23 protein-coding genes are annotated in these 26,440 nt (G+C 68.8%); 15 read left to right on the forward strand and 8 right to left on the reverse strand.

Annotated elements, in window-relative coordinates:
• Window positions 1-112: 112 nt before the first annotated feature.
• Both ACWEVR_RS19440 and holA read left to right on the forward strand, forming a co-directional pair.
• Window positions 113-2,863 carry a ComEC/Rec2 family competence protein gene (locus ACWEVR_RS19440; RefSeq protein WP_452468068.1) on the forward strand — a complete coding sequence of 917 codons (2,751 nt, stop codon included), beginning with the start codon at window positions 113-115 and terminating at the stop codon, window positions 2,861-2,863.
• Window positions 2,826-3,794, forward strand: a complete 969-nt coding sequence (gene holA, locus ACWEVR_RS19445) for a DNA polymerase III subunit delta (RefSeq protein ID WP_067486278.1) — start codon at window positions 2,826-2,828, stop codon at window positions 3,792-3,794. The genes ACWEVR_RS19440 and holA overlap by 38 nt, the downstream gene beginning before the upstream one ends.
• A 3-nt stretch (window positions 3,795-3,797) precedes the next feature.
• Here the strand turns inward: holA and ACWEVR_RS19450 are convergent, their stop codons facing one another.
• On the reverse strand, window positions 3,798-4,043 hold the full coding sequence (locus ACWEVR_RS19450) for a hypothetical protein (protein WP_067486280.1): 246 nt from the start codon (window positions 4,041-4,043) through the stop codon (window positions 3,798-3,800).
• A 92-nt stretch (window positions 4,044-4,135) separates the two neighbouring features.
• Complete coding sequence (gene rpsT / locus ACWEVR_RS19455) at window positions 4,136-4,396, reverse strand: 30S ribosomal protein S20 (protein ID WP_067486282.1); 261 nt, start codon at window positions 4,394-4,396, stop codon at window positions 4,136-4,138.
• Between the two features lie 398 nt (window positions 4,397-4,794).
• Here rpsT and ACWEVR_RS19460 point away from each other — a divergent pair, with 398 nt between their 5' ends.
• The 4 genes from ACWEVR_RS19460 (at window position 4,795) to ACWEVR_RS19475 (ending at window position 8,987) form a co-directional block, all read left to right on the forward strand.
• Window positions 4,795-6,324: a circularly permuted type 2 ATP-grasp protein gene (locus ACWEVR_RS19460; RefSeq protein WP_245655477.1), complete on the forward strand. Its 1,530-nt coding sequence runs from the start codon at window positions 4,795-4,797 to the stop codon at window positions 6,322-6,324.
• 4 nt (window positions 6,325-6,328) lie between these two features.
• The gene (locus ACWEVR_RS19465) at window positions 6,329-7,306 is read left to right on the forward strand and encodes an alpha-E domain-containing protein (RefSeq protein WP_452468069.1); all 978 of its coding nucleotides are present in this window, start codon (window positions 6,329-6,331) and stop codon (window positions 7,304-7,306) included.
• An 8-nt stretch (window positions 7,307-7,314) separates the two neighbouring features.
• Window positions 7,315-8,145 carry a transglutaminase family protein gene (locus ACWEVR_RS19470; protein ID WP_452468085.1) on the forward strand — a complete coding sequence of 277 codons (831 nt, stop codon included), beginning with the start codon at window positions 7,315-7,317 and terminating at the stop codon, window positions 8,143-8,145.
• A gap of 65 nt (window positions 8,146-8,210) precedes the next feature.
• Complete coding sequence (locus ACWEVR_RS19475; RefSeq protein ID WP_067642390.1) at window positions 8,211-8,987, forward strand: aquaporin; 777 nt, start codon at window positions 8,211-8,213, stop codon at window positions 8,985-8,987.
• Window positions 8,988-9,039: 52 nt separating this feature from the next.
• On the opposite strand, the gene ACWEVR_RS19480 is transcribed toward ACWEVR_RS19475, so the two are convergent.
• Window positions 9,040-9,594: a type II toxin-antitoxin system PemK/MazF family toxin gene (locus ACWEVR_RS19480; RefSeq protein WP_067642340.1), complete on the reverse strand. Its 555-nt coding sequence runs from the start codon at window positions 9,592-9,594 to the stop codon at window positions 9,040-9,042.
• Window positions 9,595-9,664: 70 nt separating this feature from the next.
• Here ACWEVR_RS19480 and lepA point away from each other — a divergent pair, with 70 nt between their 5' ends.
• Window positions 9,665-11,548: a translation elongation factor 4 gene (gene lepA / locus ACWEVR_RS19485; RefSeq protein WP_452468070.1), complete on the forward strand. Its 1,884-nt coding sequence runs from the start codon at window positions 9,665-9,667 to the stop codon at window positions 11,546-11,548.
• 1 nt (window position 11,549) lies between these two features.
• Here the strand turns inward: lepA and ACWEVR_RS19490 are convergent, their stop codons facing one another.
• From ACWEVR_RS19490 to ACWEVR_RS19500, 3 genes are read right to left on the reverse strand one after another with little or no spacing between them, the layout of a single operon-like run.
• Entirely contained in the window at window positions 11,550-12,854 is a 1,305-nt protein-coding gene (locus tag ACWEVR_RS19490; protein WP_452468071.1) for an ATP-binding protein, read from the reverse strand.
• On the reverse strand, window positions 12,851-13,543 hold the full coding sequence (locus ACWEVR_RS19495; RefSeq protein ID WP_067642337.1) for a response regulator transcription factor: 693 nt from the start codon (window positions 13,541-13,543) through the stop codon (window positions 12,851-12,853). Before ACWEVR_RS19495 ends, ACWEVR_RS19490 begins: the two co-directional genes overlap by 4 nt.
• Before the next feature lie 35 nt (window positions 13,544-13,578).
• Window positions 13,579-13,956, reverse strand: coding sequence for a hypothetical protein (locus ACWEVR_RS19500; protein WP_067642336.1), 378 nt, complete (start codon window positions 13,954-13,956; stop codon window positions 13,579-13,581).
• Between the two features lie 278 nt (window positions 13,957-14,234).
• On the opposite strand from ACWEVR_RS19500, the gene ACWEVR_RS19505 reads away from it, so the two are divergent.
• Together ACWEVR_RS19505 and ACWEVR_RS19510 are read left to right on the forward strand one after the other, a co-directional pair.
• Complete coding sequence (locus ACWEVR_RS19505) at window positions 14,235-16,616, forward strand: hypothetical protein (protein ID WP_452468072.1); 2,382 nt, start codon at window positions 14,235-14,237, stop codon at window positions 16,614-16,616.
• A gap of 45 nt (window positions 16,617-16,661) precedes the next feature.
• Complete coding sequence (locus ACWEVR_RS19510; protein WP_452468073.1) at window positions 16,662-18,464, forward strand: hypothetical protein; 1,803 nt, start codon at window positions 16,662-16,664, stop codon at window positions 18,462-18,464.
• On the opposite strand, the gene ACWEVR_RS19515 is transcribed toward ACWEVR_RS19510, so the two are convergent.
• Window positions 18,458-20,428 carry a glycoside hydrolase family 15 protein gene (locus tag ACWEVR_RS19515; protein ID WP_452468074.1) on the reverse strand — a complete coding sequence of 657 codons (1,971 nt, stop codon included), beginning with the start codon at window positions 20,426-20,428 and terminating at the stop codon, window positions 18,458-18,460. The two genes, ACWEVR_RS19510 and ACWEVR_RS19515, sit on opposite strands and share 7 nt — an antisense overlap.
• A 96-nt stretch (window positions 20,429-20,524) precedes the next feature.
• On the opposite strand from ACWEVR_RS19515, the gene ACWEVR_RS19520 reads away from it, so the two are divergent.
• The gene (locus tag ACWEVR_RS19520; protein ID WP_067642389.1) at window positions 20,525-20,764 is read left to right on the forward strand and encodes a hypothetical protein; all 240 of its coding nucleotides are present in this window, start codon (window positions 20,525-20,527) and stop codon (window positions 20,762-20,764) included.
• Window positions 20,765-20,877: 113 nt separating this feature from the next.
• On the opposite strand, the gene ACWEVR_RS19525 is transcribed toward ACWEVR_RS19520, so the two are convergent.
• On the reverse strand, window positions 20,878-21,927 hold the full coding sequence (locus ACWEVR_RS19525) for a M48 family metallopeptidase (RefSeq protein ID WP_452468075.1): 1,050 nt from the start codon (window positions 21,925-21,927) through the stop codon (window positions 20,878-20,880).
• A 73-nt stretch (window positions 21,928-22,000) separates the two neighbouring features.
• On the opposite strand from ACWEVR_RS19525, the gene ACWEVR_RS19530 reads away from it, so the two are divergent.
• The 5 genes from ACWEVR_RS19530 to ACWEVR_RS19550 all read left to right on the forward strand — a co-directional run bounded on the left by ACWEVR_RS19530 (window position 22,001) and on the right by ACWEVR_RS19550 (window position 26,048).
• Window positions 22,001-22,090, forward strand: a complete 90-nt coding sequence (locus tag ACWEVR_RS19530) for an Ms4533A family Cys-rich leader peptide (protein ID WP_019045829.1) — start codon at window positions 22,001-22,003, stop codon at window positions 22,088-22,090.
• Between the two features lie 178 nt (window positions 22,091-22,268).
• Complete coding sequence (locus ACWEVR_RS19535) at window positions 22,269-23,318, forward strand: sulfate ABC transporter substrate-binding protein (protein ID WP_452468076.1); 1,050 nt, start codon at window positions 22,269-22,271, stop codon at window positions 23,316-23,318.
• A gap of 35 nt (window positions 23,319-23,353) precedes the next feature.
• Window positions 23,354-24,253 carry a sulfate ABC transporter permease subunit CysT gene (gene cysT, locus ACWEVR_RS19540; RefSeq protein ID WP_452468077.1) on the forward strand — a complete coding sequence of 300 codons (900 nt, stop codon included), beginning with the start codon at window positions 23,354-23,356 and terminating at the stop codon, window positions 24,251-24,253.
• On the forward strand, window positions 24,250-25,056 hold the full coding sequence (gene cysW, locus ACWEVR_RS19545) for a sulfate ABC transporter permease subunit CysW (RefSeq protein ID WP_067642329.1): 807 nt from the start codon (window positions 24,250-24,252) through the stop codon (window positions 25,054-25,056). The genes cysT and cysW overlap by 4 nt, the downstream gene beginning before the upstream one ends.
• Complete coding sequence (locus tag ACWEVR_RS19550; protein ID WP_067642328.1) at window positions 25,053-26,048, forward strand: sulfate/molybdate ABC transporter ATP-binding protein; 996 nt, start codon at window positions 25,053-25,055, stop codon at window positions 26,046-26,048. The genes cysW and ACWEVR_RS19550 overlap by 4 nt, the downstream gene beginning before the upstream one ends.
• The last annotated feature ends 392 nt before the right edge of the window (window positions 26,049-26,440 follow it).

Here is a 26,440-nt window from a genome sequence, read left to right on the forward strand (position 1 = left end):
CAGGGCGAGTGCCGAGATGTCGAGTCGAGCTGTCGACCGGCCGTTGGCAACCAGTTCCGCGTCGGTCGGCAGGTCGTCGTTCAGATCGCCGGGGTCGAGTCGTCGTGCATCGGTGACACCGGCGAACACGGCGGCCGACGAGGACCAGGAGGAGCCTCAGGTCCTGGATATGCGGCTGGTGCCCGCCGCGCTCGGGTGCTGGGCGGCCACGCTCATCGCCCTGACCCTCGGCTGGCGAGCGGGGGTGGTGCTGGCCGTCCTGGCGGTGCTGGGAGCGATCGGCGCGTGGGTCGGCTTGTTGTGGGCGATGGCGCATCGCCGGGAACGGTGGCGGGTCGTCGCTGTGGTGGGGACAGCGACGATGCTGCTCGGCGCCGGATTCGGGGCGGCGGCCGCGTGGCGGGAACATCATGTGCAGGCGCATCCGTTGCGGGAATCGGTCGGGCGAACCGCGACGGTGGTAGCGGAGATCTCGGACGACGCCAAACAGATTCGGGCAGGCTCGTTCGGCGGTGAACGGCGATGGATCATCCGGGCCGGACTGCGCGAGTTCGGCAACGGTACGCACCGCACACACGCCGGTGGTGCGCTGGTGGTTCTCGCTGCCGGGGAGGAGTGGGCGAAACTGGTTCCGGGACAGGTGGTTCGATTCCGGGGAACGGTGAGCGAACCGTTGCGGGCCGACCTCACCGTCGTCACGTTGCGGGCGAACACCGAACCGGAACGCATCGGTGCTCCGCCCTGGTGGCAACGACTCGCGACGGGCGTACGCGCCGACTTGGCCGACGCGGCCGCGCGAGCCCTTCCGCCCGACGCGGCGGGTCTGCTACCCGCACTGGTCGTCGGCGACACAGCCGCCCTGTCGACTGAGGTCAGAGATGCCTTCGAAATCGCCGGCTTGCAGCACTTGTGCGTAGTCAGCGGAGCCAATTTCACAATCTTGTTGACCGCGCTGCTCGGCTCGAGCCGTATCCTCACCGCCGGACCAAGAACCAGGGCAGCGACCGCCGCCGGGGCAGTGGTGGTGTTCGTGATCCTCGCCCGGCCGGATCCCAGTGTGTTGCGAGCGGCCGCAATGGGTTCGGTGACGGTTCTCGCCCTGCTGACCGGACGACGCAAACAGGCACTACCCGCACTGTGTGGCGCGGTGATCGGATTGCTCGCCGTCGCACCGGAATTGGCGGTGAGCGCGGGATTCGCGCTGTCGGTTCTCGCCACGGCCGGACTGATCCTGCTCGCACCGAGCTGGGCGGACTGGTTGCGCGAGCGCGGGTGGTGGCGTGTACCCGCCGAGATTCTCGCGGTGTCGGCGGCGGCCTTCGTCGTGACACTGCCACTGATGATCGCCCTGTCCGGACGGGTGAGTCTGGTCGCCGTCGCCGCCAATGCCCTCGTCGCGCCCGTGGTCGGAGTGATCACGGTGATCGGAGCGGTCGGTGCCGTAGTCGCGTGCCTGTGGGTGGACGCGGCCGTGTGGGTGCTGTGGTGTGCTCGCCCGCCACTGTGGTGGTTGCTCGGGGTCGCCGAACACGCAGCCGCCCTTCCCGGCGCCGCCGTCACGGTGCGGTCGGGCACTGCGGCGGGCCTGATCGCGGCTGCTCTTGTGGTCGTCCTGGTGGCGGCATTGCGCTGGTCGCGGACCCGTCGGCTCCTTGCCGTCGTCTGCCTCGGTATCGCGGTCGTCCTGGTCCCCGTCCGGCTCTGGCACCCCGGGTGGCCGCCTGCGGGCTGGGTCCTCGCCATGTGTGATGTGGGCCAGGGAGACGCCCTCGCCCTCGCTGTCGCCCCCGGTGCCGCCGTAGTCGTCGACGTCGGCCCCGACCCCCGCCCCATCCGCCGCTGCCTCGACCGCCTGCGGGTCACCCGGATCCCCCTCCTCATCCTCACCCACCCGCACGCGGACCACATCGACGGACTCGCGGGCGCCCTACACAGCCGCACAGTGGACGCCATAGCCACCGCCCCCGGCGAAACCCGCCAACCCACCTGCCCCACGCCAACCCTTGGATCGCAGTCGAGGCCTGCGGAGACGCTGCCGAGAGTTACTTCGAGGCTGCCGACAGCCTGCGTTCGGTCTGCGTCGACTGAGACGACCACAAGGGAGAGCGTTGGCACTCATGACCATTCAGGCGACGGAGTGCGCAGGGTCGTGGAGCTTGCGGAGGAAGTGGGGATTCCACTGATCGAGCTGCATCAGGGACACGTGTTGCGATTCGGGGCGACAGAACTCGACGTTCTCGCACCGGGGGAGCGGGCGCCCGGTTCGCTGGAGCTCGATGATGCCAATGATCGGTCGCTGGTGGTGCGGGCGCGCACGGCACTCGGGACGGTACTGCTGACCGGGGATATCGAGAGCGAAGCTCAGCGGAAGATGATGCGCGGCAACGACATCAGAGCCGATGTGCTCAAAGTTCCGCACCACGGTTCGCGGACGACCACCGCGGAATTCCTGCGCGCGGTCCGGCCACGCCTGGCATTGATCAGCTCCGGCACCGACAACACCTTCGGACATCCACACCCGGATGTCATCGGGGCGCTCACCTCGCTGGGCGCGACAATCGCCCGAACCGACCTCGACGGCGATGTCATCGTGCTCGGGGGTGCGACAGAACAACGGATGGTCAAGTCCCGCCGACTACCGCCACCGACACCTCGTTCACGCCGAGCACGTCGATGCCGAGGACGACGTGATCCCATGCCTGAGGCGCTACAGGAAGGAGCCGACACAGCGCGAACGCTCGCGCGACCGCCCCTTTGCGCGGCGGACGAGCAGCGGTATCGCGACCCTCGCCGATCCCGTCGGTCCCCCTACGTAGGATCGCCTCGTGAGCGAACTCCCTGCGGTGCATCTGGTTCTCGGTGACGAGGAACTGCTGGTCGAGCGCGCTGTCGCGCGGGTGATGAGCGAGGTACGGGCGGGGGCGCCCGACCCGGATTCGGTGCCGGTGGACAGGATGCGCGCCGGTGACGCCAGCACCGCCGAACTGGCCGAACTGCTCAGCCCTTCACTGTTCGCCGAAGACCGCGTGATCGTGCTCGAATCGGCGGCCGAGGCGGGCAAGGACGCGGTGGCGGTGATCACCGACGCGGCAGCCGACCCGCCGCCCGGCGTGGTCCTGATGGTGCTGCACTCCGGTGGCGGCCGCGCCAAGGCGCTGGTCCCGGCGCTGCAGAAGCAGGGCGCCGTGGTGCACGAGTGCGCCAAGCTCACCAAACCGGCGGAGCGGGTGGAATTCGTGCGCGGCGAGTTCCGGACCGCGGGCGTGAAGGTCGGCGCCGAAGCGGTGCAGGTGCTGATCGAATGCGTCGGGTTCGAGCTGCGTGAACTGGCCGCGGCCTGCTCGCAGCTGGTGTCCGACACCGGCGGCAAGATCGATGTCAACGCCGTGCGCCGGTACTACTCCGGCCGCGCCGAGGTGACCGGATTCGATGTCGCCGAACTCGCTGTGGCAGGCGACCGGTCGGCCGCGATGGAGGCGCTGCGCTGGGCGACCGACCGGGGCGTCCCACACGTGCTGCTGGCCGACGCGCTGGCCGACTCGGTCCACACCATCGCCAAGGTGGGCTCGGCCGGCCGCGGCGACCCGTTCAAACTGGCTCAGCAGCTCGGTATGCCGCCGTGGAAGGTGAAGAAGGCCCAAGCGCAGGCGCGTGGCTGGAACCCGGCCTCGATCGGCACCGCCCTGCAGGTGGTGGCCGCCCTCAACGCCGACGTCAAGGGCGGCGCCGCCGATGCCACCTTCGCCGTGGAGCACGCGCTCGCGCGCATCCTCGATCTGCGGGCCACCGGCTGAGGGTCAGTCGCCGATGACGGCGAGGGCCTCCTCGTCTTCCTCGAGGTCCTCGTACCGGCCCTCCCACTCCTCGTAGAGCGGGATCTCGTCCTCACGGGTGACGACCCAGGCGACGCTGTAGCCGCCGTCCTCGTCGGGCACCATCACGTTCTCGATCTTGAGACCGAGCCCGAGGATCTCCGCCGCGCGGATCACCTCGGCCAGGTCGTCGCCTCGTACCACCGTCTGATTCGCGTACACCGTCAACATGCGCGGAATGGTAGCCGACGACAAAAGCCGCCGTGGTCATCGAGGCCACGGCGGCTGCGTCTTGCGAACCGGGTACTAGCGACCCGGGCAGATCAGATCTTGTTCAGAGCCAGCGCGAGCGCGGACTTCTTGTTGGCGGCCTGGTTGGCGTGGATGACGCCCTTGGAGGCAGCCTTGTCGAGCTTGCGGCTCGCGAACTGCAGCTGCTCGGCAGCCTTTTCCTTGTCACCGCTGGCGGCGGCTTCGCGGAAGTTGCGGATCGCGGTGCGCAGCGCGGACTTGACCGACTGGTTGCGCTTGCGCGCTTCCTCGTTGGTACGGATCCGCTTCATCTGGGACTTGATGTTGGCCACGCCTGTATCCTCTGGTTTCCTGTCGCTGGGTGGTATGTCTTGAAAGCTCGTCGGGCGCGCGCCCACGATGCAGCAGATGGTGCTGAACTACGGGTAACACCGCGCCGAAGATCGAGGTTACCAGCTCGGCACCGCCCGGCGAAATCGGGCCCCGCCCGCCCACACCGGTGCGGACGGCGAGTTCACCCGTTTCAGGTGATGCGAGAAATTTACGTGGGGCTCACACGGCGTTGTCACCGGGTAGTGGACAGTTTTCTCCCATGACCTCCACCACAACGCCGGGTACGGCACGATCCGCCTCACCGGCGTTGGTGAGCACGAACGGTCATCCGGCGGTCGCACACACCGGTTTGTTCCACGGCTACGGCCCCGGCCGCTTCGCCGGCGCCTTCGACGAGATGTTCGACCCGAACGGCAAGGTTCGCGCGCCCTACCGGGGCATTCACGCGGCGATGGCCGCCAACGACGTCCACGATCTGGCCAAACGCTCCGCCGCCCTGGACCGCGCGTTCATCGACCAGGGCATCACCTTCTCGCTGTCGGGAAAGGAACGCCCCTTCCCCCTCGATCTGGTGCCGCGCGTGATCGCCGCGGCCGAGTGGGCGCATCTCGAGCGGGGCATCACCCAGCGGGTCCGCGCCCTCGAACTGTTCCTGGCCGATGTGTACGGCGAGCAGAACATCCTGCGCGACGGGGTGATCCCGAAGCGCCTGGTCACCTCCTGTGCGCACTTCCACCGCGAGGCCGCGGGCATCGTCCCGCCCAACGGTGTGCGCATCCATGTGTCGGGCATCGACCTGGTGCGTGACGAACACGGCGATTTCCGGGTGCTCGAGGACAATCTGCGCTCGCCGTCGGGAGTCTCCTATGTGATGGAGAACCGGCGGACGATGGCGCGCGTCTTCCCCGACCTGTTCTCCTCGCACCTGGTCCGCGCGGTCGGTGACTATCCGGCGCACCTGCTGCGGGCATTGCGTGCTTCGGCGGCACCCAACGAGGCCGACCCGACGGTGGTCGTCCTCACACCCGGGGTGCACAACGCGGCGTATTTCGAGCATTCGCTGCTGGCCAGGCAGATGGGGGTGGAGCTGGTCGAGGGTCGTGACCTGTTCTGCCGCGACAATGTCGTCTACCTGCGGACCACCGAGGGGGAACGACAGGTCGACGTGATCTACCGCCGCATCGACGACATCTACCTCGACCCGATGCACTTCCGCCCGGACTCGGTGCTCGGCGTCGCCGGTGTGCTCAACGCCGCCCGCGCGGGCAATGTGGTGATCTCCAGCGCCGTCGGCAACGGCGTGGGCGACGACAAACTCGTCTACACCTACGTCCCGGCGATCATCGAGTACTACCTGGGCGAGAAACCGATCCTGCCCAATGTCGACACCTTCCGCTGCTGGCTCGACGAGGAACGCGCCGAGGTACTCGACCGGCTCGACGAACTGGTGGTCAAACCGGTGGAGGGGTCGGGCGGCTACGGCATCGTGATCGGCCCCGACGCCGACCGCGCCGAACTCGACGCCGTCCGCCGCAAGGTCTGCGCCGATCCGAGGGGCTGGATCGCGCAACCGGTGGTGCAGCTCTCGACGGTGCCGACCAAGATCGGCGACGACCTGGTCCCACGGCACGTCGACCTGCGCCCGTTCGCGGTGAACGACGGCGACAGCATCTGGGTGCTGCCCGGCGGCCTCACCCGCGTCGCGCTGCCCGAAGGGTCGCTGGTGGTGAACTCGAGCCAGGGCGGGGGCAGCAAGGACACCTGGGTGCTCGCAGGCCGCTCCGACGACAGCGAGCTGGCCGGCCCGCAGCTGGTGAGTGATCCGCTCCGCGCCGATCCGTTCGAACAGGGTCGCGACCTCACCACCTCCCAGGCCCATCAGCAACAACAGCAGCAACAACAGACCCAGCGGCTGATCGGGGATTGACCACATGCTCGCCCGTAATGCCGAATCCCTGTACTGGATCGGCCGCTACGTCGAGCGCGCCGACGACACCGCCCGCATTCTCGACGTAGCCGTGCACCAACTCCTCGAGGACGCCACCGTCGACGCCGACCGCACGTCGCGAGTCCTGCTCGAGGTGCTCGGCATCGAACCGCCCGGCGGTTTGCGCCTGGACGTCTGGTCGGTCACCGATCTGGTCGCGTTCAGCCACGAGCACGGCGTGTCCATCAGCGAATCCATCGCAAAGGCACGCGAAAACGCCCGTGGTGCAAGGGAAGTCACCTCCAGCGAGATGTGGGAGTGCCTCAACACCACCTACAACGGGCTGGCCTCGGCCGAGCAGGCCGCCCGTGGGCTGGGTCCGCACGAATTCTTCGCCTACGTCAAGGACCGCGCGGCGATGTTCACGGGCCTCACCGACTCGACCCTGAGCCGCGACGACGGGTACCGCTTCCTGCTGCTCGGCCGTTCCATCGAACGCATCGACATGATGGTCCGCTTGCTGCTGTCCCGGGCCGGTGACCGCACTTCCTCACCCGCCTGGGTGACGGTGCTGCGGTCCGCGGGCGCCCACGACACCTACCTGCGCACCCACCGTGGCGCGCTCGACGCGGCACGGGTGGCCGAATTCATCCTGCTCGACCGGCTTTTCCCGCGTTCGGTGTTCCATGCGTTGCTGGTTGCCGAGGCCTGTCTGACCGAGCTGGATCAGCGGCCGGGCAGCCGCGTCGGTGCCCGCCACGAAGCGCAACGCGTGCTCGGCCGGGCGCGCAGCGAACTGGAATTCCTGCCACCCGGCGTACTGCTGGAAACCCTGCAGACCCGGTTGCTCGCCTTGCAGCAGGCGTGCCGTGAGGTCGGGGAAGCCGTGTCGCGGCAGTACTTCCACGCCGCACCGTGGGTGGCCTGGACCGATGTGCGGCGCGGCACCGACGCCACCGTGACCGTGGAGGGGGAGCTGTGAGCTGGCGGATGCGGGTGGTGCACACCACCGGATACCTCTACGACGCGCCGGTGACGCGCTCGTTCAACGAGGCAAGACTCACCCCGAGGGCCGACAGCAGACAGAACGTGATCCTCAATCGGGTCGAAACCGTGCCCGCCACCCGGTCCTACCGCTACACCGACTACTGGGGGACGGCCGTCACCGCGTTCGATCTGCACGCCCCGCACACCGAACTGGAGGTGAGCGGGTCGTCGGTGGTGGAAACCGAACCGTTCACCGAACCGGCGACGGAACTGACCTGGGACGAGCTGCGTGGCGAACGCACCGTCGACCGGTTCGACGAAATGCTCCGTCCCACCGCCTACGTGCCACGCGACGAGGCCCTCGACGCCGTGGCCGGTCAGCTGGCGCGCGGCGTCTCGCCCGCCGAAGCGGTGGTCCGGGCGGCCGAATGGGTGCACCGGGAAATGGACTACAGCGCTGGCACCACCTCGGTGCACACCTCGGCCCCGCAGGCCTTCGCCGAGCGGCGCGGCGTCTGCCAGGACTTCGCGCACCTGACGCTGGTGTTGTTGCGCGCCATGGGAATTCCCAGCCGCTATGTGTCGGGGTATCTGCATCCGAACCCGGCCGCGCCGATCGGGGAGGCGGTGGCGGGGGAGTCGCACGCCTGGGTGGAGGCCTGGACGGGACAGTGGTGGGGTTACGACCCGACCAACAATCTGGCGGTCAACGAGCAGCACGTGTCGGTGGGTGTGGGGCGGGACTACGCGGACGTACCGCCACTGAAAGGGGTGTTCTCCGGCGGCGGCTCGACAGACCTCGCGGTCGTTGTAGAGGTCACTCGCCTGGCGTAATGTCCGAAACGCTCGTGCGGACCCCGCTCGTCGCGGGGATCATTCTCCCGGAGAGGTGGTCGCAGATGTCGCTCACAGCACAAGAACTCACTGAACCCGAAGTCATCCCCGAGCCCAAGAAATGGGCGGCGGAAGCACTCGGCACGTTCCTGCTCGTCATGGGCGGTGTCGGCACCGCGGTGATCGCCGGTGATCGGGTGGGTGCGCTCGGTGTGGCGCTGGCCTTCGGTCTCACTCTGCTGTTCCTCGTGTACTCCATCGGGCCGATCTCGGGCTGCCACGTCAACCCCGCGGTCACGCTCGGCCAACTGTTACTCGGGCGGGTCACGGTCGTCTCGGCGGTCGGCTACTGGGTCGCCCAGCTCATCGGTGGCCTCCTGGCCGGGTTGGTGCTGTTCGCGGTGGCCAAGAACCTGCCGAGCTACGACCGGCCGGTCGACGGCCTCGGCGCCAACGGCTGGGGCAAGCACAGTCCGTCGGCGGCCACCGGCCCGCTCGGCGAGGTCGTGGTGCAGAACGGGTACGGCATGGCGGCCATGATCATCATCGAGGTGATGCTCACCGCGGTGCTGGTCTTCGTCGTGCTCGCTTCGACCGACCGCCTCTCGGATGTGCCGCTGGCCGGTATGTCGATCGGCTTCACGCTCGCCGTGATCCACCTGATCTCGATCCCGGTCGACAACACCTCGGTCAACCCGGCGCGCAGCCTCGCGGTCGCTCCGTACCAGGACGGCGCGATGGGTCAGGTGTGGGCGTTCTTCGTGTTCCCGCTGATCGGTGGCGTGCTCGGGGCACTGGTGTACGGCATGATCTTCGGCCGTTCCCGGGATGTACTGAGCTGAGCCGAGCTTTCACGACCCCTGATCCGGTGTGTCCGGATCGGGGGTCGCCGCGTCAGCTCCAGCTGTATTCGGCGACCAGCCGGTGCGCGACGAGGTCGAAGGTCTTGCGTTCGACGATCGCGCCTTCGCGCCGGATGCCGTCCTCGGGCACATCGAGCACCCGGTCCAGCCGCACCCAGCTCGCCCGGCCCGCGTGGTCCCAGGGACCCGAGCCGATGCCCACCCAGTTGCGGTCGTGCGCGCGTTCGGGTTTCGACGACAGCATCAGCCCGAGCAGCGTCTTGCGATCGCGCCCGACCACGAGTACCGGCCGGTCCTTGCCGTTGGTCGGGTCCTCCTCGAACGGCACCCAGGTCCACACCACCTCACCCGGGTCGGCACGCCCGTCCAATTGCGGGCAGTAGACGATCTGGCGGGCCCGATGCGCGGTCGGCACCGGGGTGGAGGCGGTCGGGCGCACCGGCACGACGGGGCCGGGCTTGGCGCCGCCCAACGCACCCGCCAGCTTCTCGAGCAGCCGAGGTCCCTGCTTGCGCACGATCTTCGGCCCCTGCTCCTTGGCGATCACGCCGAGCTGCTTGCCGAGAGTGTTCCAACTGCTGGCCATGCTTGGAAATATAACGACTGACCCGGCTCCGGTGCACCGGTGACAGAGCCGCGCGTGTGGTCATGGGACGATGGACCCAGTTCGCCGATACCCCTCGAGGAGTGGAGTGGCTTCCAGCTTTGCCGATACGACGTTCACCGATCCGTCGCGGATCAGGAACTTCTGCATCATCGCCCACATCGACCACGGCAAGTCGACCCTGGCCGATCGGATGTTGCAGCTGACCGGTGTGGTCGAGGAGCGGGCGATGCGCGCCCAGTACCTGGACCGGATGGACATCGAGCGCGAGCGCGGCATCACCATCAAGGCGCAGAACGTCCGGCTGCCGTGGCAGGTCGACGGCACCGACTACGTGCTGCACCTGATCGACACCCCGGGCCACGTCGACTTCACCTACGAGGTGTCGCGCGCGCTGGAGGCCTGTGAGGGTGCGATCCTGCTGGTCGACGCCGCGCAGGGGATCGAGGCACAGACCCTCGCCAATCTCTACCTGGCGATGGACAAGGACCTCACGATCATCCCGGTCCTGAACAAGATCGACCTGCCTGCGGCCGACCCGGATCGCTATGCCGCCGAGATCGCCCACATCGTCGGGTGTGAGCCCGAGGACGTGCTGCGCGTCTCCGGCAAGACCGGCGTCGGTGTGCCCGCGCTGCTCGACGAGGCGGTCCGGCTGGTCCCGCCGCCGGTCGGTGAGGCCGACGCACCCGCGCGCGCCATGATCTTCGACTCCGTCTACGACACCTACCGCGGCGTGGTCACCTACATCCGTGTGGTCGACGGCAAGCTGACCCCGCGCCAGAAGATCAAGATGATGTCGACCGGCGCGACCCACGAACTGCTCGAGATCGGCATCGTCTCGCCCGAACCCAAGCCCACCCAGGGCCTGGGCGTCGGTGAGGTGGGCTACCTCATCACCGGTGTGAAGGACGTTCGTCAGTCCAAGGTCGGCGACACCATCACCAGCGCCCGCGACGGCGCGACGCAGGCCCTCACCGGATACCGCGAACCCCAACCGATGGTCTACTCCGGCCTCTACCCGGTGGACGGTTCGGACTACCCGAACCTGCGCGACGCCCTGGACAAGCTCCAGCTCAACGACGCCGCGCTCACCTACGTGCCGGAAACCTCGGTGGCGCTCGGTTTCGGCTTCCGCTGCGGCTTCCTCGGTCTGCTGCACATGGAGATCACCCGCGAACGCCTGGAGCGCGAGTTCGGCCTCGACCTCATCTCCACCGCGCCCAACGTGATCTACCGCGTGGTCATGGAGGACGGCAAGGAACACATCGTCACCAACCCGTCGTACTGGCCGGAGGGCAAGGTGCGCCAGGCGTTCGAGCCGGTCACCAAGTGCACCGTGATCGCGCCGAGCGAGTTCATCGGCTCGATCATGGAGCTGTGCCAGTCGCGGCGCGGCGAGCTGCTCGGCATGGACTACCTGTCCGAGACCCGCGTCGAGATGCGGTACACGCTGCCGATGGCCGAGATCATCTTCGACTTCTTCGATTCGCTGAAGTCGCGCACGCGCGGCTACGCCAGCCTCGATTACGAAGAGGCGGGCGAGCAGGAAGCCGCGCTGGTGAAGGTCGACATCCTGTTGCAGGGTGAGGCCGTCGACGCGTTCAGCGCCATCGTGCACAAGGACGCGGCCCAGCCCTACGGCAACAAGATGACCACCAAGCTGCGCGAACTCATCCCGCGTCAGCAGTTCGAGGTGCCCATCCAGGCGGCGATCGGCTCGAAGATCATCGCGCGCGAGAACATCCGCGCCATCCGCAAGGACGTGCTCGCCAAGTGCTACGGCGGTGACATCAGCCGTAAGCGCAAGCTGCTCGAGAAGCAGAAGGAAGGCAAGAAGCGCATGAAGACCATCGGCCGGGTCGACGTGCCGCAGGAGGCCTTCGTTGCCGCGCTGTCCTCGGACGCGGCCTCGGACAAGCCGAAGGGCAAGTAACTCAGCCGGCTTCGGTGGGCACACGCACGGTGAGGCGTGTGCCGCCGAGCGGGCTGCGGCTCAATTCGGCTGTACCGCCGTGTAATTCGGCCTGTTGACGAACCAGCGCCAGGCCGAGTCCCGATCCGGGTGAACCGGGACGTTTGACGAAGCGGTCGAAAGCTTTGGCGCCCAGGTGTTCCGGGATGCCGGTGCCGTCGTCGTCGATGGTGATCGAGCCCGGCTCCGCCCGGACCCGCACCACGCTCGCCTGCCCGTGGTGTACCGCGTTGGCGACGGCGTTCGTCACGATCAGCATGATGCCGCCCGGCAGCCCTGTCATCGGGACCGGATCGCAGGCGGTGAGCGTGATCTCGGTGCCGGTGTGGGCGCGGCGCGCGTTCTGCACCGCGCGGTCGAGGGTTTCGCACAGTTCGAACGGTTCGAAAGCGGCGCGGTCGGTGAGTTCGCCGACGGCCAGGCGCTCGAGATCGGTGAGGGTGTGCTCGATCTGGCGTTCGGCCGCCAGCACGTCGGCCAGCACGGTGCCGCGCTGCTCGGCGGGCAGTTCGGTACCGGCGAGGACTTGCAGGTCGGTGCGCATGGCGGTAAGCGGGGTGCGCAGTTCGTGCGCGCAGACGGCGGCGAAATCGCGGGCGCTCGCCAGGGCCTGATTGGTCTGTCCGTGGGCGGTTTCCAGGCGTTCGAGCATGCGGTTGATGGCGTCGGACAGTTCCTCGGCCTCTCTCACCCCGCGCCCCGGCAACGGCGGCAGGCGGTCGAGGGTATCGATCTCGTGTGTGGCCGAGGCGAGCCTGCGCAGCGGCCGGGCCGCGAAACCGGCCAGCACCCAACCCAATCCGGCCGCGACGAGCACTCCGCCTACGCCGATGCCGAGCCCGATCAGCTGGCTGCGGGTGATGGCGGCATCGATCAGGTCGCGATCGGGATTGAGCCGCACGACCATGCCGGGCGCCCCCTGCACGAGCGCCAGCCCCACATCCGGCGGTGCCGGGCGGGTGAGCGTTCGACCGTCGGGCAGCGAAGCGTTCGGCGGCGCCGGACTGACCTGGGAGCCGTCGGCCGGCGCGGGTGATGACTCGAACGGTGTCGCGGGTTCGGCCGGAAGCGGTGGTGCCGACGGGATTCCACGGGCGGGATGGGCGACGATCACCCGCATGGTCGACACGGTCTCGTCGAGCTGACGGGCGCCCGCCGCCTTCAGCAGTGCCGCGTAGGTGAGCCCGAGCGTCACCGCGACGACCGCGGCGACCACCGCCGACACCACCGCGACCCGGGTACGCAACGACCACGATCGCGTTCTCACGGCTGCTCCCGCATGACGAATCCGACCCCGCGCACGGTGTGCACCACTCGCTCCACCCCGTCGGCCTCCAATTTCCGGCGTAGATACGACACGAACACATCAACCACATTCGTGTCGGTGCTGAAGTCGTAGCCCCACACGGTGGACAGGATCTGTTCGCGACCGAGCACGATGCCCACATTGCGGGCCAGCATCGCCAGCAGTTCGAACTCGCGTTTGGTCAGGTCGACCGGTCGTCCGGCCGCGTGCACCCGGTGCCCGGCCAGGTCGATCGCCACCGCACCGACACGGATCGTCTCGCCGTTGGACCCGCCGGTGACCGGCCTGCGCCGCAGCAACGCCCGCAACCGGGCCACCAGTTCGCCGAGGTCGAAGGGCTTGGTGAGGTAGTCGTCGGCACCCTTTTCCAGGGCGGCGATGCGGTCGGTCACCGCGCTGCGGGCGCTGAGCACGCAGATGGGGATGTCGTTGCCCAACGCCCGCAACGCCGTGACCACGCCCACGCCGTCGAGCTCGGGCATGTTCACATCGAGCACCATCGCGTCGGGTGCGGCCGAGCGCACCAGGGTGAGGGCAGCGGCGCCGTCGCTCGCGGTGAGCACCTCGAACCCCGACAGTTCCAGCCCGCGCCGCAGCGACGCGAGCACGCGGACCTCGTCGTCGACGACCAAGATCTGCTGTCCGGTCATCTGCTCACCCTAGTGCGATCGATCGTCACAGCAGGTCAGCGCGGGAAAGCCGGACGCGCGGGGCGTGCGCCGTCGGGCAGCTCGACGACGGTCCGCTCCCCGCCCGGTGCGATCCGCACACACTCGACGCCCTCGGGCAGCTCGCCGGGTGCGCCCGGGCCGATGTGGATCGTGCGGTCGTGACCGGGATGTGCCGGGAAACGCTCGAGGTCGATGCGCGGTTCGAGCGGCGGTTCGGGCGGCACGGGCAGGTCGCCGCCGGGGGCGGTACAGATGATCCGGACGTGTTCGCCGCGGTCGGGTGCGCCGGGGTCGGCGAGCGCGGCGCCGCTGAGGGTCGCGGTGAGCAGCGCCACGCCACCGACGGTCGCGGTGACGACGCCGATGCGGCGGCGCAGGGAGGAAGTGGTCATGATCGGTCTCCTGGCTGTGTGGTCGCCGACTCGTCTCGGTCGGCGAAACCGACGCTAGGCAGGCGATCTTCACGCTTCGTTGAGCGATCGTTAGAGTTCTCTTGGGATCTGCGTCCCCCTGGTTCCGACGGCTCGCCGAAAGGCGTTGCTCGCCATAAGGTGGGACCGGCCGTCCTGGTGAAAATGACAGTACAGATCCGGGCAATTAGTGTTGGATGATCTTCACTTCGCCTCGTTCGTGGGTGGGGAGAGTCAGCGATGCGAGTGGTGGAGCAAGAATGACGCGGGAACTGCCTTTCGACGACGATGACGCGCGCGCCGACGGCACCGACACGGCCTACCTGGTGGCCAACGGTGTTGCTCGGGTGGCGCGGGCCGGCGCGTACGTCACCGGTGGCGCGCTGGTCGCCGCCAACGGGACGAGCCCGGAACAGGGCAGCAGCAATGCCGACAGTCGCTACGCCGGCTGGTCGTCGCAGGTGCCGAGCGACCCGGAGCCCGACGCACCGAGCCCGGTCCTCACCTTCCCCGACCTGCCCGCGGAACCGGCGCCGAACCCGTTGCCCTACAGCCCCTTCGGTACGCAGCGCCCCATGGACGGCGATGTCACGCTGACCTCGCAGCCACGCGAAAGCGGTTGGCGCCCCGAGATTCCGGGTTCCGACGGCGACCACGGCATGCGGATTCCCGGCACCGACGACGACGATTCGTCGAACGGCATAGGCATTCCTTCCTACGGGCCCAAACCGGGCTACGGCGACAGCGGCTTCGGCATCCCGGGCACCGACAAGCCGAGCGCCGGCCAGCCCGGCGCCGGGCAGCCGGGCGCCGGATTCCCCGAACTCGACGGCATTCCCGGCATCGGGATCCCGGGATACGACGGCCTCCCCGGCGGTATCCCCGGTTACGACGGCGTCCCCGGTGGCGGCATCGGCATTCCCGGCTACGACGGCCTACCCGGTGCGGGCATCCCCGGCTACGACGGCGGTATCCCCGGCTACGACCACGGCCTGCCCGGTTTCGGTGGGCTGCCCGGCTCCGACGGGCCAAGCCAGGTCGCAGGCCCCGGCGGCGCCTTCGACGGCATCGGTGACCTCGGCGGCCTGTTCGACGGCTTCGGTGCGATGGTGACCTCCGACTGGCAGATCGACATGCACGCCGGGCTCGACGGCGTGTGGTTCACCTCCCAGATGAAGGTCGACGTGCAGGTCGGCAATGTCGGCGACGCACTCGACGACTACAGCCAGTGGCTCGGTGACGGAATTCGCATCCCCGGCGAGCCCGCACCGCTCGACGGTGCGGCGAATGGGGTACCCGGTGCCGCGACCGGCCCGGCACTGCCCGGTTCGGACGTACCCGGTGGATCGACGGGTCCGGCGCTGCCCGGCTCCGAGGTGCCCGGTGCGGCGAGCCCTGGTCTCCCAGGATCCGCGACGGGTGCCGACCTGCCCGCAGCGACTGTTCCCGGCTCGACCGGTGGGCCCCTCGCACCCGGACAGAGCGCACCCGGTCAGCCCGCGCCCGGTCAGACCGATTCCGTCACACCCGGCCCCGGCGGATCGGCCATGCCCGGCGCCACCGCGCCCGGCCCCGGCGGATCGGCAGTGCCCGGCGCCGGCGCGCCGGGTCACACCGGACCGGGTCAGACCGCACCGACGCAAGGCGCGGTCGTGCCGGGTCAGTCCGCGTCGGCCCCCGGCCATGCGGCCCCGGGCGGCGTAGCGCCGGTGACCGGTGTGCCCGCGCCCACCGCCATGGCGCCCGTCGCTCCCGCCCCGGTGGCCCCGGCGCCGATCGCTCCGGCCCCCGCCGCCATCGCACCCGCACCGATCGCCGCGGCACCTGCTCCGGCACCCGTCGCCCCGGTCCCGGCTCCGGTTCCGGTCGTCGCCGCGCCGATCGCACCGAGCCCGGTGGTCAGCACACCCCTGCAGACCACCATCCAGCCCGACGCGGCGACCACCCCCATCGCCAACGTGCTCGGCGGTCCGGCGGGTGCGTCCCCGCTCACCGCGCCCGCGGCGGCTGTACCGGGCCTGCTCGCTCCGACCCCGGTCACCAAAACCGTTGTGGTTCCCGAGCCTTCGATCAGCACGCCGACACCCCTGCCCACCGTCACCCCGCCGTCGACGCCGACGACCGTCGACCTCAGCACGCCCTCGACGGTGAAGCTGCCCGAGGTGCCGACCGTGACAGTCCCGACAACGCGCCCCGACGTGACGGTGCCGACGGTCACCGTGCCGACCACCGGAGTCACCGTCCCGGTGACGCCCACCTACCCCGACGACGACCTCACCACCGGCCCCGGCACGGGCGCGACCACGCCGAGCACCCCCAGCGTCGATACGCCCGCCGATCCCACCGGGCCGACCGCGTCGGTGCCGACGGCGACCGTACCCACACAGCAGCCGACCGCGCCTACCAAGCAACCGACCGTCGACGTCGACCCGCCCGCGGTGGTCACCCCGCCCGCCACGGTGGCGCCGACCGTCGCACCGGTGAAACCGCCGGTCATCGAGACCAAGCCCATCGCCGCCGAGTTCGATCAGCACGACGGCGGCTACTATGGCGCCTCGGCCGGTCTGTTCGAGCCGGGCGTCGGTGCCGCCGACTTGTCGTCGGCGTTTCCCACCGCGCACGCTGGGTACGACTTCGTCTAGTCCCAGAACGAGGACCGGGCCCATGCAACGAGAGTGAGGAACAGGTTGTCTGCCGCGACCGGACTGCAGACCGCGACGGTAAAGCACCCGGACGCGATGGCACCGGTGGTCTCGCTCGTCGACGAATTGCGGGACCTGGTCCGCTCCGGCGGGCGCGACGACCTCGATGCCCGCCTCGGCATGGTGCGGGCACGGCTCACCGATCCCCGGGTGCGCATGGTCGTCGTCGGCGAACCGGGTGCCGGGATGAGCACCCTGGTCAACAGCATGGTCGGCACCCCGGTCAGCGCCACCGACGGCAAGCCGAGCGTGCCGGTGATCGTCGAATACGGCCGGACACCGACCGCGACGCTGGTGAAGTCGGACCCGCGCGGCCGGATCGAGCGCGTGCCGGTCGACCCGCTCGACCCCGGGCCGGCGCTGATCTCGCTCGGCGTCGTGCGCGCCGAATTCGCCGAGCCGAGCCCCCTGCTCGCCGACGGCCTGGTGGTGATGGACGCACCGGGCGCGACCACCCACGACAAAGCGGCCTGGTCGATGATCGCCGCCGCCGACGTGGTCCTCTACGCCACCGACTCGGCCGCCGAACTCACCCCGGCTCAGCTGGACTACCTGCGCCGCGTCGAACGGGTCTGCCCGTCGGTGGTGTGTGTGCTCACCAAGATCGACCGCAACCCGCACTGGTCGCTCACCCAGCGCCGCAACCGGGTCCTGCTCGACGAAGCGGGCCTGAACTTCGCTGTCGCCCCCGTGTCGGCGGTGCTGCACCGCCAGGCGGGCGAGACCCGTGACCCGCAGCGCGATATCGAATCCGGGGTGCCCCAGCTCATCGATCACCTGCGCGAATTCGTGGTCGCCCGCGCCGATTCGGTCGCGGTGACGGCGGCGGCGCGCGATATCGCGCTGGTCACCGACCAGCTCACCGTCACCCTGCGCGCCGAGGCCGACACCCTGCGCGACCCGCGCCGCCGCGCCGAGATCACGCAGCGGCTGGCCGCTGCCCGCACCGAGGCCGATCAGCTGCGTCAGCGCACCGCCACCTGGCAGGTCACCCTGGTCGACGGCAGCGCCGAACTGGGCGCCGATATCGAACACGACCTGCGCCATCGCCTGCGCAGCCTGGTCCGGGAGGCCGAGGCCGAGATCTCGCGGATCGACCCCGCTCGCAAGTGGGCCGATTTCGCCACCGAACTCGACGCGCGGATCTGTGAGGCGGTCGAGGAGAACTTCGTGATGGCGCACTACCGTGCCGTCGAGCTGTCCGAGCAGGTGGCCGCGAAGTTCCCACCCGACAACCGCACCCCGCCGTTGCCGGAACTGCGCCTCACCAATCCGGGCGAGGTGCTCGAACCGGTGCAACCGCTCGAACCGTTGGAGAGCGCCAAAGCCGGTGTGGGACAGCAGTTCCTGTCCGCCCTGCGCGGCTCCTACGGCGGCATCCTGATGGTGGGTCTCGCCACCAGCCTGCTCGGTATGTCGCTGGTGAACTGGTACTCGGCGGGCGCGGGCGTGCTGCTCGGTGTGAACGCGCTGTGGGACGACCGGCGAAATCGCAAGCAGCGCAGGCAGGCCGAGGCCAAGGTGGCCGTCGCCCGGCTCGCCGACGACGTGATCTTCCAGGTGGGCAAGGAGTCCCGCAACCGGCTGCGCACGCTGCAGCGGGTGCTGCGCGACCACTACACCGAGATCGCCGCCGAGGTGTCGCGCACCGCCGAGGAGGCACTGCGCGCCGCCGAGGAGACCGGGCTGCGCTACGGCGACCACCGCGAGCTGCGCCTCACCGAGATCGACGCCGGACTGCGCACGGTGGCCGCGCTGCGCGCCCGGGCCGAGAAACTCGCCTACTGACTCGACTGGTGTACCGGGGTGTGGGCGGGCTGGAACTGACCGGCCTGACGCGAGTCCTCGGCCCGGATCACATGGGTCACCGCGTTGATGAGAGCCAGGTGGGTGAACGCCTGCGGGTAGTTGCCCAGGTGCCTGCCGGTGCGCGGATCGATCTCCTCGGCGTAGAGCCGTAGCGGGCTCGCCAGCCCGAGCAGCCGTTCGCACAGGTGGGTGGCGCGTTCGAGTTCGCCGATCTCCACCAGCGCCGACACCAGCCAGAACGAGCAGATCGTGAAAGTGCCCTCCTCGCCGGACAACCCGTCGTCGGTGGTGTCGGTGTCGTAGCGCAGGACCAGCCCCGACACGGTGAGCCGGTCGGCGATGGCGAGCACCGTGGCCCGCACCCGCGGGTCGTCGGCGGGCAGGAACCGGGTGAGCACGATCAGCAGCAGGGAGGCGTCGAGGGTGGTTCCGCCATAGGTCTGCGTGAACACCCCGTCGGCATCGACGCCGTTGGCCAGGACGTCTTCGCGGATCTCCTCGGCGATCTCGAACCAGCGCGTCGCGTGGGTGTGCTTGCCGTGCAGCTGTGCCAGCCGGGCGCCACGGTCGAGCGCCACCCAGCACATCACCTTCGACGCGGTGAAGTGCTGCGGTTCGCCGCGTACCTCCCAGATGCCGCGATCGGGTTCACGCCAGTGGTCGATCGCCGCGTTCACCGTGCGTTCGAGCATGGGCCACAACGAATCCGGCACCTGCTGGCGCGATTTCATGTGCAGGTACACCGCGTCGAGCATGGTGCCCCAGATGTCGTGCTGGTCCTGGTCGTAGGCGGCGTTACCGATCCGGACCGGCTGGGAGTAGTCGTAGCCCGACAGCTCGGGCAACGTTTCCTCGGTGAGGTGGCGTTCGCCGCCGATACCGTAGAGCACCTGCAGGGGGACGGCGTCGCCGTTGTCGCCGGTGGTCACGTCGTTGAGGAAGTTGAAGAAGTCGTCGGCCTCGTGGTCGAGACCGAGGGTGTACAAGCCCCACAGCGCGAAACTCGAGTCCCGCACCCAGGTGTAGCGGTAGTCCCAATTGCGTTCGCCGCCAGGGGTTTCCGGCAGCGATGTGGTCGGCGCGGCGAGCAGGGCGCCGGTGGGGGCGTAGGTGAGGCCCTTGAGGGTCAGTGCGCTGCGCTGCAGATAGTTGCGCCACGGGTGGTCGGGGAAATCGCCGAGGGTGATCCAGCGCCGCCAGCATTCGGCCGTGGTCCACATCTTGTCGGCCGCTTCGTCGAAGGTGGCGGGCGCGGGCAGTTCCGACCAGGTGAGCGCGACGAATCTGTTGTCGCCCTCGCTCAGCCTGGTCCGGGCCCGCGCCTCGCGGCCCTCCAACCCGAGCCGCAGATCGGTGGTGAGTGTCAGGCTCGGGCAGGAGTCGTCGGCGGCGCACGACGCGGTGGCCTGCTCGTACACCTTGCCGGTGTACTCCCAGCGCGCACCGTCGCGGTGGTAGTCGAACGACGGCTCGCAGCTCATCTCCAGTTCCACCGTGCCGCTCACACACTTCACCGTCCGCAGCAGGATGTGCTCGGCGTCCCAGTCCATCGGGGTGCGGCGGAAGCTGCGCGAACGGGAGGTGGTGTTGTGCCACGGGCCGAGGACCAGCGCGTCGCGCACGATCATCCAGCCGGTCTCGGTCTGCCAGGTCGTCTCCAGGATCATCCCGCCCGGCAGGTAACGCCGCGCGGCGGGCACGTGCACACCGTACGGGCCGATCCGGAAATGGCCGGCGGCACGATCGAGGACGGCGCCGAACACGCTCGGCGAGTCCGGCCGCGGCACACACATCCACTCCACCGAGCCGCTGCTGGCGATCAGGCAGTTGGTCTCACAGTCGGACAGAAAGGCGTAGTCGTCGATCGGTGGGAAGGCGCCTCGTCGACCACTCGAGAGCACCGGCGTCAGAATCGGCAGGCTGTCTTCGGGAGAAGAGGGCATACCCCATGATCTGTGCGATGTCGGCCTGCGTCCACCGCACCGGATAAACCGCCCGGTCGTGAGGGGTGTTCACGACGACCTACTAGGGTGGTGGTCGTGCAACGGATCGCAGGATGGTGGGACGGCTTCGAACTGTGGGTGGCCGGGCTGCCGTTCATCCCCCAATTCCTCGTCGTCCTGGTCGGCATGGTCCCGATCAGCTTCGCCATCGCCTACGGCCTCGACCGCGCCCTGCGCGCGATCTTCCGTGCGCTCGGCCGCGACGACCGCCCCGAGCTCGCACCCGTCCCGGCGCCCGCTCCGGCACGCCCCACCGTCGGCAGCGGTGCCCGCTGATGCCACGTTCGCGCGTTCAGCTCGCCCTCGTCGCCCTGCTCGTCCTGGTCGTCATCGCCTGGTTCTTCACCAGGTGACCGACGCGCGCCGATAGCGCACACCGGTCGGCCGGATCAGTTCCTACGCCAGTCGTCGAAACGTTTGCCCAGGTCGGCGACGGTACGGCCGACTTCCTGGCCGACGGTGTTCACCGCCGATCCCACATCGCGCCCCAGATCGCGCACGGTGCGCACCAGCATGTCCTCGGACTGGTCGAACGACTCGCGGTAGTGGCGGGCCGCCTCCTTCACCTCGTCGCTGATGCGCGCGTTGCGATCCTGCTCACGTCGCGGATAGGTACCCGAAAGGACCCGGTCGTATTCGCCGGACTGGATCCAGCGGCGCAGTTCGGCGGCGCGCAGCACCGAGAACGGATGCGACTGCAACTCCAGGTTGAGCAGCTTGAGCACGCCGTCGCGCAGGTCGCCCGAACGGAGGTAGTCGTCGGCCTGGTCGAGGAAGGCGCCGTGGTTCATCTCCTTCAGCCAGGCGCCGCCCGCCGTCTTCATGTGCACGCGCACCGAGGCGTCCACGTCCTGGCAGCACAGCAGTCCCGCGCGGTCGCCGGACAGTTCGGACTTGCGGCTCCACTCCATCAGCGCCGCGACGATCGCGCGCAGCGCCCAGCCACCCACCGGCATCCAGCCCACCGAGGCCGACAACCGCATCAGATGCATCAGCATCGTGCGGTACACGGCGTGCCCGGACAGCGCGTGCCCGAGTTCGTGCCCGACGACGAACCGCAGCTCCTCGGTGTCCATCAGCTCGAGCAGGCCGGTGGTGAGCACGATGAACGGCTTGTCCATCCCGATGGTGAAGGCGTTCACCGACGGGTCCTGCAGCACGAACATCTCCGGCGTGACCTGCGCGTCGAGCACGCCGACACAGTCGGCGCGCAACTGGTGCAGGGTGCGGAACTGGCGATCGTCGACCCGTACTGCGGTGGCCAGGTAGAGCAACCGGTGCTGGCGTTCCCGCAGCAGGCTCGACAGTGCGCGCAGCACCGTGTCGAACCCACTCAGCGAGCGCAGGGTCACCAGCGCGGTGCGGTCGGCCGGGTGCTCCCAGGTGCGCGTGCTGATCTCCGGAAAACGTGTCCGGACCCGGTCAGGAGCCATGGTCATGGCTGAAATCCCCCCTCGTTGTTGAACTCTCGTCGATTCGAACCATCATGCACAAATCTGCTACAGTTCGCCTGTGTCATCGAGTGTCGCCCCGCAGATCCGCCATGAACTGGCGTTGATCGCTGTCGGCAACCTCGCTGTCGCCGATATTCTCTGTCGTTGATCGGCCACCGGACACTCCTGCGCGTTTCTTCCCAGTAGACTGGCGCGCGCTTCCTTTCGCAGGTGTCGTTCGTCACTCCGGGGCCCCGGGCCCGAGTCGCGCCATCCTTCTCGACATGCGTCAACCCGCCACAACGAAAACCGTTGTCCGGCAGGTCCTTTCCGAAAGGTTCATCCCGATGTCTCGCACCACCCGATTCGGCTCGCGCCGTCGCGTCGCCGCTGTCGCCCTCACCGCTGTCGCCGCCATCACCCTGTCGGCCTGCAGCGGCGGCGCCAGCGACTCCACCGGCGGTGACTCGGCCGCCGACGGCAGCGCGGGCACCATCAACCTCTACGCCTACGCCGTGCCCAAGCCGGGCTTCGACAAGGTCGTGCCCGAGTTCAACAAGACCGAGGCGGGCAAGGGCGTCCAGGTCCAGGCCTCCTACGGTGCGTCGGGTGACCAGTCGCGCAAGGTCAAGGACGGTGCCGAGGCCGACATCGTGAACTTCTCGGTCGAGCCCGACATCACCCGCCTGGTCGACGCGGGTCTGGTCGAGTCGAACTGGAACGCCGACGCGAGCAAGGGCATCCCGTTCGGTTCGGTGGTGACCCTGGTGGTGCGCAAGGGCAACCCCAAGGGCATCAAGGACTGGGACGACCTGGTGAAGCCGGGCGTCGAGGTGGTGACCCCGAATCCGTTCAGCTCCGGTTCGGCGAAGTGGAACCTGCTCGCCCCCTACGCGGCCAAGAGCGACGGCGGCAAGAACCCGCAGGCCGGCCTGGACTACCTGACGCAGCTGATCTCGCCCGAACACGTGAAGGTGCAGCCCAAGTCGGGCCGCGAAGCCACCGAGACCTTCCTGCAGGGCACCGGTGACGTGCTGCTGAGCTACGAGAACGAGGCCATCTTCTCCGAGCGCAAGGGCGACCCGATCGAACACGTCAACCCGCCGGTCACCTTCAAGATCGAAAACCCGGTCGCGGTGCTCAAGAACGCCAAGAACCAGGCCAAGGCGCTGGCCTTCCGCGACTTCCTGTTCACCCCCGCGGGCCAGAAGGCCTGGGCCGAGGCAGGCTTCCGCCCGGTCGACCCGAAGGTCGCGGCCGAGTTCGCCGACGACTTCCCGCAGCCGACCAAGCTCTGGACCATCGACGACCTCGGCGGCTGGAAGACGGTCGACAAGGAGCTGTTCGCCCAGGGCACCGGCAAGGTCGCGGTCATCTACGACCAGGCCACCAAGTAGGCCGTGACCCAGCGCACACGCGATACTGGACAACTGTGACTGACAGCAGTGGGCACGCCGGGACCGGGGTCACCCCCGATCCCGGCGGTGCCGCGAAACCCGAAAAACGCCCGGCGGGCCGCCGCTTGTCGTGGCTGCGCGTGACCGGCTCGGTCGGCCCGGTCGGCATCGGTGTCGCCGTGCTGTGGCTCAGCGTCATCGTGCTGCTGCCGCTCGCGGCGCTCACGGTCAGCTCGTTCGAGGACGGCTGGGCCGGATTCTGGGACGCGGTCACCGCGCCCGCCGCGCTCGACTCGCTGAAGGTGACCATCGGCGTCTCGGTGATCGTCGCCGTCATCAACGTGCTGATGGGCACCCTCATCGCCTGGGTGCTGGTGCGCGACGAATTCCCCGGCAAGGGGATCGTCAACGCGCTGATCGACCTGCCGTTCGCGCTGCCGACCATCGTGGCCTCGATCGTGCTGCTCTCGCTCTACGGCCCGAACAGCCCGATCGACATCCATCTCAACGCCTCCCAGCCGGGCCTCGTTGTCGCGCTCGCCTTCGTGACGCTGCCGTTCGTGGTGCGTTCGGTGCAGCCGGTGCTCATCGAAGTCGACAAGGAGGTCGAGCAGGCGGCGCTGTCGCTCGGCGCGAGCAACTGGATCACCTTCCGGCGGATCGTGCTGCCCACGCTCACCCCCGCGATCATCTCCGGTGGCGGCCTCGCCTTCGCCAGGGCGATCGGGGAGTACGGGTCGGTGGTGCTGATCGGTGGCAACATCCCGCGCGAGACCCAGATGACCTCGCAGTACATCCAGCAGCAGATCGAGGTCGACCGGCCGATCAATGCGGCCGCGGTGTCGGTGGCGCTGCTGGTGATCTCGTTCGTCAGCCTGCTCGTGCTGCGGCTGCTGGCCGAACGGTCCGCGCGCAAGGAAGAGGCGGCCCGATGAGACTGTCCGCGTTCACCCGGCTGTCGTTGCGTACCGTCGCGCTCGGCTACCTGGCCGTGCTGCTGGTGCTGCCGCTGGTCATCATTCTGTGGCGCACGTTCGAGCGGGGGATCGGGGCGTTCCTCGAGTCGATCACCACGCCCGCCGCGCAGTCGGCGTTCCAGCTGTCGATGATCATCGTCGCCATCGTCGTTCCGCTGAACGTGGTGTTCGGTGTGGTCACGGCGCTGGCGCTGGTGCGAAGCAAGTTCCCCGGGCGCAGCCTGGTGCAGGGCATCGTCGACCTGCCGTTCGCGGTGTCGCCGGTGGTCGTCGGTGTGTCGCTGATCCTGCTCTGGGGTGCCGGTGGCTGGTTCGGTGGGCTGGAGACGCTCGGTTTCAAGGTCATCTTCAGCCTGCCGGGCATGGTCATCGCCACCATCTTCGTGACGCTGCCGTTCGTGGTGCGCGAGGTGGAGCCGGTGCTGCACGAGATCGGCGACGACCAAGAACAGGCGGCCGCCACGCTCGGCGCGTCGCGCTGGCAGACGTTCTGGCGCATCACGCTGCCCGCCATCCGCTGGGGTCTGACCTACGGTGTCGTGCTCACCGTCGCCCGCGCGCTCGGCGAATTCGGTGCGGTCATCATGGTCTCCACCGCGCTGCCCGGTGAATCCCAGACGCTCACCCTGCTGGTGCACGGCCGCTACATCAACGACCACAACACCTTCGGCGCCTACAGCGCGGCCACCCTCCTGATGGGCATGGCGCTGGTCGTACTCCTTCTGATGACTCTTCTCGAACGCAAGCGGGGCACCGAATGATCACCGTGACCAACGCGCGCAAGAACTACGGTTCCTTCGCCGCTCTCGACGACGTCAGCATCGACATCCCCTCCGGCGAGCTGACCGCCCTGCTCGGCCCGTCCGGTTCGGGCAAGTCCACCCTGCTGCGCTCGATCGCCGGCCTGGAGAACCTGGATTCCGGCGTCGTGGTCATCGCGGGCAACGACGTCACCCACGTGCCGCCGCAGAAGCGCGACATCGGCTTCGTGTTCCAGCACTACGCCGCGTTCAAGCACATGACCGTGCGCGACAACGTCGCCTTCGGGCTGACCATTCGCAAACGGCCCAAGAAGGAGATCGACAAGCGCGTCGACGAGCTGCTCGGCATCGTCGGCCTCGACGGTTTCCAGCACCGGTACCCGGCGCAGCTCTCGGGTGGTCAGCGTCAGCGCATGGCACTGGCCCGCGCGCTCGCCGTCGACCCACAGGTGCTGCTGCTCGACGAGCCGTTCGGCGCGCTCGATGCCAAGGTGCGTACCGATCTGCGCCAGTGGTTGCGCAGGCTGCACGACGAGGTCCACGTGACAACCGTGCTGGTCACCCACGACCAGGAGGAAGCCCTCGACGTGGCCGACCGGATCGCGGTGATGAACAAGGGCCGCATCGAGCAGGTCGGTTCGCCCGAGGAGGTCTACGACCGGCCGGCCAACGAGTTCGTGATGTCGTTCCTCGGCGCGGTCGCCCGGCTCAACGGTCACCTGGTCCGCCCGCACGACATCCGCATCGGCCGCGATCCGAGCATGGCGCTGGCCGAGCACGAGGGCACCGCCGAGTCGGCCGGGGTCACCCGGGCCACCGTCGAACGCATCGTCCGGTTGGGTTTCGAGGTCCGCCTCGAATTGCGCAATGCCGCCACCGGCGATCAGTTCGCCGCGCAGGTGACGCGCGGTGACGCCGCAGCCCTGCGGCTCAACGAGGGCGAGACGGTCTATGCCCGCGCCACCCGGATTCCGGACCTGCCACAATCCTGACATCGCCTAGGCAAGGCCCCGCGGCAGTCGTCGCGGGGCCTTTGTTTTTGTGCGGATCGCCGCAGGTAGTCGGTACCGCCGGTCCCGCGACGCGCCCGCCACAAAGAATTTTCCTGATCTCACCACGCGGGCCCACAGACTGTGCATGACACGGTGTCACAGGTAGAGGCGTTTTTACTGGTGAGTAGCTTGTCCGGCCGCCGCGTCGACGCGCGCGCGGGCCGGCTTCCAGGGGTTCGCGGAGTTGACGTGACCACCCGTAGGTGTAACTATTGGAAACAGTAAACGTCCCTTGAGGAGAGGCAGTGACGACGATGTCTGCGCCCACCAACCCTGACGTCGATCCTGTAGTCGCGGAGGCTCAGGCGTACGCCGAGAAGTTGCTGATGCTG

The organism is Nocardia sp. NPDC003979 (genome assembly GCF_053605015.1).

Excerpts from the sequence above, each read along its gene's own strand:
- ACWEVR_RS19450 (WP_067486280.1), bottom strand. The coding sequence starts at position 4,043 with ATGTTGACGGTGTACGCGAATCAGACGGTGGTACGAGGCGACGACCTG.
- ACWEVR_RS19460 (WP_245655477.1), top strand. The coding sequence starts at position 4,795 with ATGTTCGACCCGAACGGCAAGGTTCGCGCGCCCTACCGGGGCATTCAC.
- ACWEVR_RS19465 (WP_452468069.1), top strand. The coding sequence starts at position 6,329 with ATGCTCGCCCGTAATGCCGAATCCCTGTACTGGATCGGCCGCTACGTC.
- ACWEVR_RS19470 (WP_452468085.1), top strand. The coding sequence starts at position 7,315 with ATGCGGGTGGTGCACACCACCGGATACCTCTACGACGCGCCGGTGACG.
- ACWEVR_RS19475 (WP_067642390.1), top strand. The coding sequence starts at position 8,211 with ATGTCGCTCACAGCACAAGAACTCACTGAACCCGAAGTCATCCCCGAG.
- ACWEVR_RS19480 (WP_067642340.1), bottom strand. The coding sequence starts at position 9,594 with ATGGCCAGCAGTTGGAACACTCTCGGCAAGCAGCTCGGCGTGATCGCC.
- lepA (WP_452468070.1), top strand. The coding sequence starts at position 9,665 with ATGGACCCAGTTCGCCGATACCCCTCGAGGAGTGGAGTGGCTTCCAGC.
- ACWEVR_RS19495 (WP_067642337.1), bottom strand. The coding sequence starts at position 13,543 with ATGACCGGACAGCAGATCTTGGTCGTCGACGACGAGGTCCGCGTGCTC.
- ACWEVR_RS19500 (WP_067642336.1), bottom strand. The coding sequence starts at position 13,956 with ATGACCACTTCCTCCCTGCGCCGCCGCATCGGCGTCGTCACCGCGACC.
- ACWEVR_RS19505 (WP_452468072.1), top strand. The coding sequence starts at position 14,235 with ATGACGCGGGAACTGCCTTTCGACGACGATGACGCGCGCGCCGACGGC.
- ACWEVR_RS19515 (WP_452468074.1), bottom strand. The coding sequence starts at position 20,428 with ATGCCCTCTTCTCCCGAAGACAGCCTGCCGATTCTGACGCCGGTGCTC.
- ACWEVR_RS19525 (WP_452468075.1), bottom strand. The coding sequence starts at position 21,927 with ATGACCATGGCTCCTGACCGGGTCCGGACACGTTTTCCGGAGATCAGC.
- ACWEVR_RS19535 (WP_452468076.1), top strand. The coding sequence starts at position 22,269 with ATGTCTCGCACCACCCGATTCGGCTCGCGCCGTCGCGTCGCCGCTGTC.
- cysW (WP_067642329.1), top strand. The coding sequence starts at position 24,250 with ATGAGACTGTCCGCGTTCACCCGGCTGTCGTTGCGTACCGTCGCGCTC.
- ACWEVR_RS19550 (WP_067642328.1), top strand. The coding sequence starts at position 25,053 with ATGATCACCGTGACCAACGCGCGCAAGAACTACGGTTCCTTCGCCGCT.